This window comes from Agriterribacter sp., assembly GCF_035445465.1.
GTDB lineage: Bacteria > Bacteroidota > Bacteroidia > Chitinophagales > Chitinophagaceae > Agriterribacter.
The window spans coordinates 33,382-46,491 of record NZ_DAOMQT010000029.1; the positions used below are offsets into that span (position 1 = coordinate 33,382).

Sequence of the window (13,110 nt, forward strand, 5' to 3'; positions counted from 1 at the left end):
TTCACATTTTCAAATTACCACGTTCTACTCCTCTCCTCCACCGCTCCCTTAAACCGTTTTATATCCAGCGCGGTATTTCCGTTTTCCAGCCTGATATCCTGTTGCGCCCGGGCCGAAATACGCGAAAAGGCCCCCTCATTGATATAATGCAGGGCGCTTGCCAGGCAGCTTTCATTGATATCGCCCCATGGTTTATCCAGTCCGTCATCTACAGTAACGTCGGGCTGCAGTCCATTGAAATAATTTCCTTCACCGTTCTTATTTACGCTCCTGAAGGAAACCGGGAAAATATACCAGTCGCCTACTCCGATATTAAAATAACCTACGGGCTTTCCGTGACTCGCCCTGCCGATCAGCTTCACATCCACATAGGGCTTAAGACTGTTAATCAACAGTTCGCTTGCAGAAGCTGTGTTTTTAGTGATAATGAAAAAAATACGGTTAAGGTTAAGCGCTCCCTTTTTTTGATAGTTGATGGTGGTATCAAAAAGAGCGCTATAGTTATTATTAAATTTTTCCTGCAGCATAATGCCGTTATTGCCTGATGAAGGCACTAAATAGTTAGCCAGCTCATTCTGAAGCGCTACATACCCGCCTCCGTTATACCGCAGGTCTACGATCATATCGTTAATACCGGCGGCTGAAAATGCATTAAAAATATTCCCCAGGCGGCTTTTGATATTGTCAATGTTGCCCAAAAAAGAATTAAAAACGAAGTATCCTGTTTTATTGCCGCCATTGCTGTATACCGTATCTAAAATAATGGGGTCATCCTGGTGGGTTGCAGCGGTAAGTGTAATATCAACGTCTGTTCCATCGGGCTTTTTAAAAGTGAAGCTTGCGGAAGAGCTGTTAAATACGGCTGTGGAAATACGCGATATAGTGGCATCATCAGTGTTAACGGTGGTATTATTGTTAACCGACATTATCTGCCAGCTCCTTTCTATACCCGCGGCGGCTGCAGGAGATGCCGGTTCTACATAAGAAACCCGCAGGTCGTTCTCCGACATAAAAAATATACCCAGTCCAAAATCACCGCTGATGCCCAAGCTTACATCATCCCATTCTGCTTTTTTTATGGCAAAGCTCCACCGGTCTACGGGATCAGCGAAACCGGGTTCTGCGCTATAGGGGCGGAGCGCTTTCATAATAGCGTCGGGATCGGCGTAAGACCTTGCGTTAAAATCAGAAGGAAGGTTTTGATGCCACAGGTAGAGATCCTTTGCATAGCTCCAGGCAGTATCTTTAACCCTGTTCTCCGTTGTATTACCTGCATCACCGTTATTATTTTCCTTCTTACAGCCAACAGTTGATAATACAACCGCTGAAAAAAAGAACAAAGCAATGTTTTTCAATTCCATATTTCTGTTATTGAAGTTTGAAACAGCGAATGTATAGCAGCACAGTACATACTGAAATTACGTATTTACTGAACACCCGGTTGCTCAAAACCCCGCACTTAACATTTGTTTTCCCAAAATTAACGTTGGTTAACCTTTAGAAATTAACGTTGCAGTTTACCCATCCCGCATCAAACTGCGCATTGTATTTTTTATAGAACTGTATAGCAGGTTCGTTCCAGTCTAATACCTGCCACATCATGCCGGTAAATTTTTTAGCACGGGCTTCTTCTACCAGGCGATCCAGCAATAATTTTCCAATTCCCCTGCCCCGCCAGGCTTTGGTAACAATAATATCTTCTAAGTACATGCGCTGGCCCTTCCAGGTAGAGTACCGAATATAATACAATGCAAAAGCTACAATTTCTTTTGCCCCGTTAGTGCCTGAAGGAACTTCAGCAACAAATGCCCACCATACAGGATTTTCCCCAAACCCGCTTTCAGCAAAATGCACAGGGTCAACCGTTACTTCGTGTGGCGCCTTTTCAAATTCCGCCAGCTCACGCACCAGCTCCATCAGCCTGGTACAATCTTCTCTTACGGCCGGCCTGATCGTTATGCTCATTCTGAATTGATTAGATTAATAGCTTGCCTGAGTTACCGCTCTCTTCACGTTTACTTCGTGAAATGATAAAGGTGAAACGACAAACCTTTCTCACTATTCACCTCTCCCCCTATTTCCGCTTCGCTTTAAAAGTACCGTTGGGCTGAATAAAATTTATGCCTGTCACTTTATCGTTCGCTACATCAAACCGCACACTAAACCCTTCCAGCGCTTTCAGCTTAAAAGTATCATTGCCCAGTGCAATGGTTTCATATTCGGGCTGACCGGGAACAAATACAAATAAGGTTTCTCCCTTCAGGTAAACCTTTGTTGTCATACCCCCCAGCTCATATTCACCCACATACTTTTGCAGCTCTTCTTTGCTCAACGCTTTGGGTTTGGGCTTATATACAAATTCTATTGGTTTCAGGGAAGGTTCCATGGTTATGCCCAGGCTTCCGATCTTACCATCGTCACCGGTCCTGAAATTTAACACGGTTCCGCCGGAAGAGGTATCCAATCCCTCTTCCTTATCAAAGCCTTTTACTTCAAATACATCGTAATGATAATGTCTCAGCCACATGGAGTCTTTATTGGTTCGGGCAAACAGCGAATCTTTTTTTGAATATATTTCAATATCGCCATAACCCGGGTTATTAAAGATGCCTTCATAACCCGTAAGCGTATGAGAAGGTTGAGTACCCGGAACACGGTTAGATGTTTTATTCTTTTCCGCTTCCTTTGCCTGCAGGGTCGCTTTGGCAACTGCCAGCTTAAGTTCGCTGCTCCAGTTTCTGTATGGCAACTTCAGCATCCGGTCTGCAATCAGGTTACGTGCGGCGGAAGGTATAGCAGAGGCATTTTGATTGGTAAGCACAATAATGCCGATACTGTCGGAAGGAAAGAAGCTGGTGCTTGCAGAAAACCCGTCAATATTACCTCCATGTTCTACGCGGTAATGTCCGCGATAGGAACTGAGAAACCATGCTAATCCGTAATTCGAAAAATAAATGTCCGGGCTTTCTTTTTCCGGTATCCCTCCACCCATAGCCATTTGAGCGCTGATGGCTTCTCTGATATAAGACCCGGGCAGCACTTCCTTACCATTAAATTGTCCGTTGTTTATCCATGTCATTACCCAGTTGGCCATTTCCGTAACGCTGCTGTTAATGCTGCCTGCGGGGCCCATGCCGTCTATATTAAAATAGCTGAGCTTTTTAATGCTGCTGTCCTTTTTCAGTCCATATCCTAAGGAAGCATCTTCATCTTTCTCCATATCATTTGTGCTCAGGTTGGAGCGGCTCATACCAAGGGGTGTAAATATTTTTTCTTTTATATTTTCTTCCCACGATTTACCGCTTATTTTTTCGGCGATCATACCCTGTGTAAGAAACATGAAGTTATTGTACTGCCATGCTTCCCTTATGCCCGTATTGGGCTCCTGGTATTGTATGCGCTGTAACAAACTGTCGCGTGAAGCGGCTGGAAACAGGTACCACGAATAATCATGACGGGGTAACCCCGTACGATGGCTCATCATATCCCTTACGGTGATCTTTTCATCCATGCCGGCATTAAAAAAATGCAGCGCCGGTAAATATCCTGTTGCCTTTTTATCAAGAGATAATTTTCCATCTTTCTCAAGCATACCCAGCAATGAAGCGGTAAAAGCCTTGGTACAGGAGCCTATGGCGAAAAGCGTATTGGGCGTTACCGGCTTTTTAGCGGCATAATCGCGGTAGCCAAATCCCCTGCTGTAGATCACTTTGTTCTTTTCTACAACAGCCACGGCAAAACCCGCAGCCTTCCAGTCTTTCAGCAGCTTTTCGAGCGCCGTATCTAATCCGGCAAGCCGTTTATCAGGCTGTATTTTGTTTTTTTGCGCAAAGGCAAATACGGAAAAAAGCAGCAGTAAAGAAAGCGATACCAGTTTTTTCATTGCAGGAGGTTTTGTAACAATAAATTACGACACTTAATAATAAATATAAAAGGAAATTATTTCAAAGCCTGATCCAGGTCGCTAAGGATATCCGCTATATTTTCCATGCCCACGCTCATGCGGATCAAACCATCGGTTATACCATACCGTTCCCTTTGTTCTTTGGGAACACTGTAATGCGTCATAGAGGCCGGATGCGATAACAGGGTATCGCAGGTGCCGAGCGACACCGTGCGGGTACACAACTGCAGCTTATTCATAAAATTGATACCGGCCTGCAACCCGCCTTTCAGCTCAAAGCTCATCATGGCGCCGGGATGACGCATTTGCTTTTTGGTTACCGCATAGTCGGGATGTGATGCCAGCCCGTTATAATTTACCGAAGCCACCGCTTTATGTGTATTCAGCAGCGCCGCCACTTTTTCGGCATTGCTGCAATGCCTTTCCATCCGCACTTCTAAGGTTTTCATACCGTTCACCAGTAAAAACGCGTCGAAAGGACTGCTGCTGCCCCCCAGCGCTTTATATATTTTGTATGCCCTGCCTTTCATAAAAGAAACATCCCGGCTCATGAATATGCCGCCAATGGCAGTGCCATGCCCGTTGAGGAATTTGGTGGTGGAATGAATCACAAAATCAACACCATACTTAAAAGGCTGCTGCAGGTAGGGCGTGGCAAAAGTATTATCGCAGGCAATGATCTTTCCGTATTGTTTGCCCAGCCTGGTTAATGCTTCAATATCTACACATTGAATGGTAGGATTGGCGGGCGTTTCAAGATATATCAATTTGATGGCAGGATGCTGTTTCAGCATATCTTCTGCAATATTAAGGTCGCGCAGATCGGCGATAACAGCGTCAACACCAAAAGCAGGCAATAAAGTATTCATTTGTTCCTGCGTTCCCCCGTAAAGCGAATAATGCGACAATACCTTATCTCCGGCTTTCAATGTGCTCATCATTAAAGTGCTGATGGCCGCCATCCCGGACGACTGCAGGTAGGCTTTTAAAACGATGGGAGCGCCATGTTCATCTGTAAGCCCGAAGGTTTCCATTGCAGCGATCTTTTCCTCCGCTTCACGAAAGGTAGGGTTTCCCCAGCGGGTGTAGATATACCCCGGCTCTTTGCCGCTGAAACGGCGCATACCCTGTTCCGCATCGTCGTATACGAAAGTAGAAGTAGCATATATAGGGGTAAGATGGGCGTAATTGGGATCCTGCTGATGACCTGCATGTATAGCCAGTGAACTAAAGCCGGTGTAGGGAAACGTTTTATCTGACATATGAATAAGAATTATGAATAAACGAGGTGCGGTAGCGGTGCATTTACCTTCGGTAAGAAAGTTCAAATTGCCGCCGATGGTCAAAATTACGTGAAAAGAAGAAGTAAACCATTGGGCAAAACAAAACCCACTGCGTGTATCAGTGGGTTTGTATCACCCGGAGACCGGGTTTAAAGATCATTTCAATAAAGTTATTATCAATTGCAGAAAAATTATTCTACAATGAAATCGCCTTTCATAAATCCGTAGTGACCGGGGAAACTACAGATAAAAGGATAGGTTCCTGCTTCAGGAGCAGTAAACTCAATGGTAACACTTTCGCCACCGCCAATAATTTTGGTGTGCGCAATTACACTGGCAGCTTCCGATTCAGGGAAATAATCATTGGCTTTTGCTTCCACGGCCTTAGCGGCAAACGCTGCTACGTCTGTACCTGCTTTTAAAATTACAACATTATGTCCCATCGCTTCTTTAGCTAATTTACCGGAATGATGCAGGGTAAGGGTAACTTTCTGACCAGCTTTTGCTCTGAGCTCCGCTTTATCAAATTTCATTACATCATCTCCTGTAATTTCAAGCGTTACGCCTTCCGCAGCAGGTGCTTCCGCTTTTTGTTCTTCTGCAGCAGGTTGATCAGTTGCTTTTGAGGATTCGTCTCCACCGCCACATGCTGCCAGGCTCACCACACCGGCAATAAGTGCATACTTAATAATTTTCATGATATTTAATTTTTTTGCAAAGGTACATTGCAAATCTTAACAAAAAACAAAATACCTGAAAAGAAAGTCAGAATTTTACCTCAATAATGAATGGCAAACCCTGCAGAAGATTCTTTACCGCAACAACGGAACAACGATGCAACCTAACGGATATTAAAGGCTTTTTCAACCGCCTGCATATCGCTCAGGTTTACATCCCTGCGCAATGCCAGCCTGGTGGCATCAATGAGAATGATTTTTGCCGAAACTGACTGCCCGGGCGGATCAACAGGGTTACCGGATAAAGCGCTTATGTCAATGCTGATATACCCGTTTCCATGAATGGCGCCATACGTAATACCATCAAATACCTGGGGCAGCGCTTCATAGTAAGAAGTACCCGAAAAAGAAAGATAAACCAATACCGCCCCGTCCTGGTAAATAGCATTATCCAGTTCGGGAACATCCAGCTCCGCGGAATAGCTTAAACCACTATTGGTAGTCGTCCAATCACCCGGCGCAATATCATATACGGCCGAAAAAGCCTGGTCTACCTGCTGCACCTGCGTAACTTCTTTTTTACAGGAAGAGAAAATAAGAAGCGGTAGCGCTGAAAGTAAAAAAAATCTTTTCATAAACGAGTTTTTTAAGTGAACGAACGAATACGGGGTATTGTTACCGTTGGAACTATGACAAATATTATTCCCCTTAGTTTAAACGATCCGTTAAATAAACCCCAACCCTACCAATAAAGATAATACAGCTTTTACGCTCCGCTTAAAAAAGGTAAATTACATGTGTTATGGATACCCATCATTTTAACCCGCTCAGGATAACTTCCGAAATAGGCACGCTGCGCAGCGTACTGGTGCATACGCCGGACAGCGGGCTGGGGAAAGTGGTTCCTTCCAAAGCGCAGGACTGGCTTTTTGAAGACATCGTGCACTTAGATACCATCCGGCGAAAGGAATATGATTATTATACCAAGCTGCTTTTGTATTTTCTTGATCCCGCGAAGATCAAAGGAAAATTAAAGCAGGCAGATGACCCCCAAAACAACAGGAGTTTTTATAAACCCGAACATCCGGATTTTTTTCGTTCGGAAAAAGTAGTGGAATTACAAAACCTGCTGGCGGATATCCTTAATGATACCGGTATAAAAGAAAAGCTAACGGCGTCGGTATGCGCAGTTGAAAATTGTTCTTACCTCCTGCAAAAAGAACTGGCGCAACTGCCGTCGGCTGCACTGGCTAAAGTATTCATCACCGGTAGCCTGCCCGGCAAAACCATGATATTTCCACCAATACCCAATTTTATTTTTACGAGAGATATCGGCATTGTGATCAAAGATCATATACTGCTGAACAAGCCCGCCAAAAAGGCCCGGATACGGGAAGCGCTGCTGGCAAAATACATCTTTTATAACCACCCGCTTTTTTCGGGCTACCGGCAAAACATCATTGAGCTGGCCGATACCCGCCGTCATTTTCTGATGCCACGCGATGGCGAAGACAAAAAGGTAACGCTTGAAGGTGGCGATGTAATGGTGGTAAGCCCTAACCACCTGCTGGTAGGCGTTAGCGAACGCACCAGCATGGAAGCCGCACACCAGGTGATCGGCATTTTATTTGATAAACAATTAGTAAATAAAATAAGCGTAATAAAAATTCCGCGGAAAAGAGATTACATGCATATTGATACGGTGTTTACCCAGGTAAAAAGAAATGTATGGGTATTGCTGGGCAACTTTTCAAAAGCAGCCATCCGCCGGGAAGCTGCTGATCCTGTGCAAAGGATCCTCGACGCGTCTAAAAAAGATGATCTGTTACGCATTATACAATTCCATAAAAACAATACCGGCAAACCGGTTTATATGGATAACCTTGAAGACCTGCTTACCGATATCAGCACCAACGACCTGAAATGTAAGGATAAAGTGCAGTTCATTTATTCGGGCAATAATGAATTTCCTTACGACAGCCGCGAGCAGTGGACGGATTCCTGTAACCTGCTGGCGCTTAAAGAGGGTGTTGTGCTGGGGTACGACCGCAACGATAAAACCACTGAAGCCTTCCGCCGGCACGGCTTTGCCGTAACAGAAGCGAAGGAAATGGTGGATGCTTTAGAAAACGGCACCATTATACCGGATAAGGTAAAAGACACTTTAATATTAATTCCTTCAGCAGAATTATCAAGGGCAAGAGGAGGATTTCACTGTATGAGCATGCCGCTGCTGAGGGATGAAATTGAGGAGTGAGGGGTGGGTGGAAGGTAGGGGGTTTGAGGTGTGAGGTATAGGGTATAAGGTGTGAGGTGGAAGGCATAGGTATAAGGTGTGAGGCATAAGTGTATTAATTAAGCATCAACAAAATGCAAACTACATCACAACTCTTAATGATAAGGCCGGTTAATTTTAGTTTTAACCCGGAAACTGCGGTGAATAATGCTTTCCAGGTTGCGGGTGAAGACGCGGATATACAGGAAAAAGTATTGAAGGAATTTGAAGATTTTGTACAGCTACTTACTACTAACGGCATGGATGTTACCGTTATCAATGATACGCCCCTGCCCTATACGCCCGATTCTATATTTCCCAATAACTGGATATCTTTCCATGAAGGAGGAGTAATGTGCCTTTACCCGATGTTTGCGCCTAACCGCAGGCAGGAGCGGAAGCCGGAGCTGATAGCAACACTAAAAAAGAAATTCAACGTTGCCAAAATCGTTGACCTTACGCAGCACGAAAAGCATAACCAATTTTTAGAAGGCACAGGCAGCATGGTGCTGGACCGGCGTTTTAAAATAGCGTATGCCTGTCTTTCCCCAAGAACAACTATTGAAGTGCTGGATGCATTTTGCCGTTCTCTGAAATTTATGCCGGTGGCGTTTAATGCATTTGATGATAAGGGGAGGCCCATTTACCATACCAATGTAATGATGTGCGTGGCCAAACAATATGTTGTTCTTTGCTTAGAAAGCATTGCGGATGCTAAAGAAAGAAAGAACGTAATTTCAGCTATTAAAATGTCCGGAAAAAAGGCAATTCCCATTACCATAACGCAAATGAAACATTTTGCGGGTAATATGCTGCAGGTAACCAACAGGAAGGGGAAAACATTTTTAGTGATGTCATCGCAGGCATACCAATCCTTATCTCCCGGGCAAATAAAGGAACTTGAAAAATACAATGCTATCTTGCATGCCCCGTTAAATAGCATTGAAACCCATGGCGGAGGAAGCGCCAGATGCATGATAGCCGAAGTTTTTATATAGAAATGCCGCAAACAGTCAATAAAACAATCCATTCTATTCAACAATATACCATGCGTTACGGAAAAAATATACTGATAACTACAGGTTTGATCGTATTGTTTCTTTTCTTTTATATCCGGCAGGTTAACCGGGAAAGAGTTTTGGGCATACAATTATTATTTAACCAGCCGCAAACGGGCGATATTTATAAGATCAGGTATACCAACAGCGCGGGCAGCAAAGCTGTTCGTTATTTTAAAATAGCCCGCATGCAGGACGGCACTGTTTTCTTTTACCGCGGCAGGCTCAGCGCATGGAATGTGAGCGATGTATTTTTAGATGATTTTGACAGGGACCGGGTAGAAAGCTTTTCAGGAAAGGAACTGCGGCAAATAAAAGACGGCACATTCAGCAACAACGAAATGAAGAATGCCCTGCTGGTTGAGATTGAAAGAAAAAACAACAGGATACCTGATAACAGCATTTAACAACCCGAATCCCCTGGCGCGACTATGTTATTAAACCACATAGGCACAACAGAAGCACAGGATCGCAACAGGAAATACAAAAATGCTGCTATACGCTTTCGCTACTTTGGATGATACGTGAGACAAGTACCAGGGCAATAAACCAGCCACTAATGCACGAATACTTAATATATTTTGGCACATTCATTCGTGAATTCGTGACTATTAAAACCCTGCAAGCTTTTGTTGTACTGAATAGATATGGCAGTTATTGAGCAGTCCCCTATATATTCAAGCAAATTACCTGCTGCCTGTATTTTATTTACCCATCGCTTTTGCAATAGCCGCGTCTACAATACCAACAGCCGTTTTAAGCTGCTGCCGCGTTATGGTTAACGGGGGCGAAAGCTGCAGCACATTGCCCTGGGAAACCTTAAAGCTCAGCCCGTTGGCCAAACATTCATATAAAATCATTTCCGCTTCTTCCATCGCCTTTTCTTTGGTTTGCCGGTTCTTTACCAGCTCTATGCCCCATAACAATCCTATACCCCGTACATCGCCTATTAAGGCATGCTTTTGCTTGAGCGCTTCTAATTCATCCTTCATAAACAAAGCATCGGCATTTACTTTGGCAAGTATCCCTTCCTTTTCAATGAACTCCAGCATGGCCGTAGCGGCCACGCTGCCCAGGGGGCTTTTTTCGTGTGTGTAATGACCAAGTGACACATCAGTGGCAATATTGTATGCATCACGGGTAACCATAGCCGCTAAAGGCATAATACCCGCTCCCAGCCCTTTTCCCAAACAAACAATATCCGGTTCTATATCGTAATGCTCAAAGGCGAACATGGTACCCGTTCGGCCAAAAGCAATGGGTATTTCATCCAAAATAAGCAATACACCATGGCGGGTGCATATTTCCCTTACTTTTTTCCAATAGGCTTTTGAAGGTATCTGCACATCGGTATTGCGTATGGTTTCCACTATAAAAGCGCCGATATCGCCTTCTTTTTCTATTACATATTCAAGATAATTGGCGTACACCAGGTCATTACCGTCGTCGCTAAAAACACCGCGGTAAGAAGTAGGCGGCGGTATTCTTTCCACGCCCGGCATGAGTGGCCCCATGCCCTTGCGGAATACCTGCTCACCGCCAGCGGAAATAGCGTCTAAAGAAGCGCCATGAAAAGAATCCCACAACGATACCACCTTATGTTTACCGGTAACGATGCGTGCTAATTTCAGCGCCATGCCAATGGCGGAAGTGCCGCCCGGCGCCAGCAGCACGCGGTTCAGATCGCCGGGAAAAAGGGAGGCCAGCTTTTTAGCCAGCTCAATAGCCGGAACATTGGTATAACGGCGGGGGCTAAACGGCAATATATCCATCTGTGCCTTTACCCTTTCCGTTACAAACGGATTGCGGTAACCTACCTGGTGCACATTATTGCCATGAAAGTCCATATAGGATTTGCCGGTAAGATCGGTAATATAAATCCCTTCGCAGGATCGCAGCACGTCTAAGCAGGGGGTTGACATAGCCTGGTGCAGGAAATATTGCGCGTCTTCGGCCAGGTAGTTTTGTGTTTCAGCATGCGCGATCACCTTATACCAGGCATTGCGGGAAGCAGACAAATTAATATCGCCTTCCGTACGGTTGTATGCATCTTTCATGCCGTAAAAATAGCTGTTTAGTAATTGTAAACAAACTGAATGTGGTGAATTGTTTAAACTACTGTTAAGTTAGCCATAATATGATGTATCAGGTTGTGAAAGGTTGCAGGTTGGAAGTTGCAGGTCACAGGCTTCAGATGTAGGGTTCAACTTTTCACCTCTCACTTCGTGAAACAATAAACTATTCACCATCCACTCTCACTTCTCTCCTCTCACCTCCCGGAAAGAACAATATCACATAGTACAATTAACTCAACACTACATTCTTTTTAAAGTGCGGGGTTTGTGATAACCGGCCGGGGAATGCCAGACGTCAGGGCCTGCTGCTCACAAAGGCTTGTAATAAAGATCCCCGGCATGATTTAAATGTTTAATTTCCGCAACAACGTTTATATTGTTTACTACTACCGCACGGACAGGGCGCATTTCTTGATGGCAATGAACTAAAGCTAAATGCCTTTTTTTTGTCCATCCCTAATTTTTTAATGTCATTAATATTTTCAGCTTCATCAGGCTCAATACCAACAACTACCTGCCACCCTTTTGCATTGCAGAGCGCCATAATTTCCATTGCCCTTTCTTCTGTTTGTACTTTAACAACGGCCGGCTTGTTCTTTGTGCCTAACTTACTCATATTGGTTTATTTAAATTCATTTTTTAAAATAAGATTGATTTGCTTCTCCAATTCATCCAAATCCTGCGTGGCAAAATAAATCCTTTCCATTTTTACCCCATGATATACGTGTATGATAAAGTTCCTGAATGAGCGTGGTATATGCCAGGGGTAAGCATATTTTGCTAAAATGATATCGTCAATATACCTGATCGCTTCCCCAATAATTAAAAACTGGTACTGTACAGCACTTTGAATTTTAATGTCATTTAAAAAAGCTGTTTCATTCATGCCTGCCACAAATTCTTTAATCAGTTTTATGGCTTCCAGTATGTACTCAACTCTTTCTGCTGGTGTTGGCTTATCCATAAATCTTAATCAGGTCAGTGGTTGCAGTCTGTAAAGCAAAGTCCTTTAAATATCCTTTTTCTACCACATCTACTTTTTTATTAATCTCGTTTTCAAGCAAAAAAGAAATATCAAGTATGTCAAACATGGAATATTTTTTTTTGTTGTTCAATTCTATCATAATGTCTATATCGCTGTTTAACTTTTCTTCTCCCCGTGCATAGGAACCAAACAGCCACGCACGGGTTACCCGCCCATCCTTTTTTAAAACAGATCTTATTGCGCCAATAATACTGTTTTTGCTTACTTTAGGTTTTGTTATATAATTTACTTTTTCTTCTGCAACCTGTAAAGCCTTCAAGGCCATGTCTTCGTCCTCCACTTCATACACCAATTTGTCACTAAGCCAGGCAACCAGCAAATCATTTTCTTTAATCTTAAAATACTCAGCCAGTTTCACTACCTGTTCCCTTGTTAGCCTGCGTTGTCCTCTTTCAATTCTGCTCAGTACGGCCTGGTCAATGCCAAGGGAAGCAGCAACTGTTCGCAAGGGAAGCTTTTCATCCTTTCTAAATTTCCGTATTGTGCCGCCTAAGCTGTTCATTTAGAACGATTGTATTTTGACATGATTTGTCAAAATTAAAAAATTTCGACCCGTAGAGCAAAGATTTCCTGGTCGGGGCTGCATATTTTGCCTCAACGGGGTTTGTACACCCTTGCCGTTGTACACGAAGTAACACCGGCAAATGCTAAGCGCCAGGGTATGCTGCCCACAATAGCTTTTAATGAAGTTTTCCTTTGTGACCTTGTGCCTTTGTGGCAAAATCACCAAAACCCTATTTACTGTATTTTGGTACATTCATTTCTTGTATTCGTGTCATATTAAAACCTTGAG

General features: G+C 43.8%; 13 protein-coding genes. 3 read left to right on the forward strand and 10 right to left on the reverse strand.

The annotated features are described in order from the left end of the window. Positions 1-14: 14 nt before the first annotated feature. From PLE34_RS14230 to PLE34_RS14255, 6 genes are all read right to left on the reverse strand, one after another. Positions 15-1,361 (reverse strand): S41 family peptidase, encoded by a 1,347-nt coding sequence (locus PLE34_RS14230; protein ID WP_324558024.1) that lies wholly within the window; start codon positions 1,359-1,361, stop codon positions 15-17. Between the two features lie 136 nt (positions 1,362-1,497). Further along, positions 1,498-1,965 (reverse strand): GNAT family N-acetyltransferase, encoded by a 468-nt coding sequence (locus PLE34_RS14235; RefSeq protein WP_324558025.1) that lies wholly within the window; start codon positions 1,963-1,965, stop codon positions 1,498-1,500. Between the two features lie 109 nt (positions 1,966-2,074). Further along, positions 2,075-3,883, reverse strand: coding sequence for a serine hydrolase (locus PLE34_RS14240; RefSeq protein WP_324558027.1), 1,809 nt, complete (start codon positions 3,881-3,883; stop codon positions 2,075-2,077). A 56-nt stretch (positions 3,884-3,939) separates the two neighbouring features. Next, positions 3,940-5,166: a trans-sulfuration enzyme family protein gene (locus PLE34_RS14245; protein WP_324558028.1), complete on the reverse strand. Its 1,227-nt coding sequence runs from the start codon at positions 5,164-5,166 to the stop codon at positions 3,940-3,942. 212 nt (positions 5,167-5,378) lie between these two features. Next, complete coding sequence (gene azu, locus PLE34_RS14250; RefSeq protein WP_324558029.1) at positions 5,379-5,885, reverse strand: azurin; 507 nt, start codon at positions 5,883-5,885, stop codon at positions 5,379-5,381. A 143-nt stretch (positions 5,886-6,028) separates the two neighbouring features. Next, positions 6,029-6,499, reverse strand: a complete 471-nt coding sequence (locus PLE34_RS14255; protein ID WP_324558031.1) for a hypothetical protein — start codon at positions 6,497-6,499, stop codon at positions 6,029-6,031. A gap of 167 nt (positions 6,500-6,666) precedes the next feature. On the opposite strand from PLE34_RS14255, the gene PLE34_RS14260 reads away from it, so the two are divergent. From PLE34_RS14260 to PLE34_RS14270, 3 genes are all read left to right on the forward strand, one after another. Continuing rightward, entirely contained in the window at positions 6,667-8,121 is a 1,455-nt protein-coding gene (locus tag PLE34_RS14260; protein ID WP_324558032.1) for an arginine deiminase family protein, read from the forward strand. Positions 8,122-8,234: 113 nt separating this feature from the next. Next, entirely contained in the window at positions 8,235-9,137 is a 903-nt protein-coding gene (ctlX, locus tag PLE34_RS14265) for a citrulline utilization hydrolase CtlX (protein ID WP_324558034.1), read from the forward strand. Between the two features lie 50 nt (positions 9,138-9,187). Beyond that, entirely contained in the window at positions 9,188-9,604 is a 417-nt protein-coding gene (locus PLE34_RS14270; protein WP_324558036.1) for a hypothetical protein, read from the forward strand. A gap of 297 nt (positions 9,605-9,901) precedes the next feature. On the opposite strand, the gene PLE34_RS14275 is transcribed toward PLE34_RS14270, so the two are convergent. The 4 genes from PLE34_RS14275 to PLE34_RS14290 form a co-directional block, all read right to left on the reverse strand. After that, positions 9,902-11,254, reverse strand: coding sequence for an aspartate aminotransferase family protein (locus tag PLE34_RS14275; RefSeq protein WP_324558038.1), 1,353 nt, complete (start codon positions 11,252-11,254; stop codon positions 9,902-9,904). 370 nt (positions 11,255-11,624) lie between these two features. Continuing rightward, positions 11,625-11,888: a PBPRA1643 family SWIM/SEC-C metal-binding motif protein gene (locus PLE34_RS14280; protein ID WP_324558039.1), complete on the reverse strand. Its 264-nt coding sequence runs from the start codon at positions 11,886-11,888 to the stop codon at positions 11,625-11,627. 6 nt (positions 11,889-11,894) lie between these two features. Continuing rightward, positions 11,895-12,236, reverse strand: coding sequence for a HepT-like ribonuclease domain-containing protein (locus PLE34_RS14285; RefSeq protein ID WP_324558041.1), 342 nt, complete (start codon positions 12,234-12,236; stop codon positions 11,895-11,897). After that, positions 12,229-12,819 carry a nucleotidyltransferase domain-containing protein gene (locus tag PLE34_RS14290; RefSeq protein ID WP_324558043.1) on the reverse strand — a complete coding sequence of 197 codons (591 nt, stop codon included), beginning with the start codon at positions 12,817-12,819 and terminating at the stop codon, positions 12,229-12,231. The genes PLE34_RS14285 and PLE34_RS14290 overlap by 8 nt, the downstream gene beginning before the upstream one ends. Between the last annotated feature and the right edge of the window lie 291 nt (positions 12,820-13,110).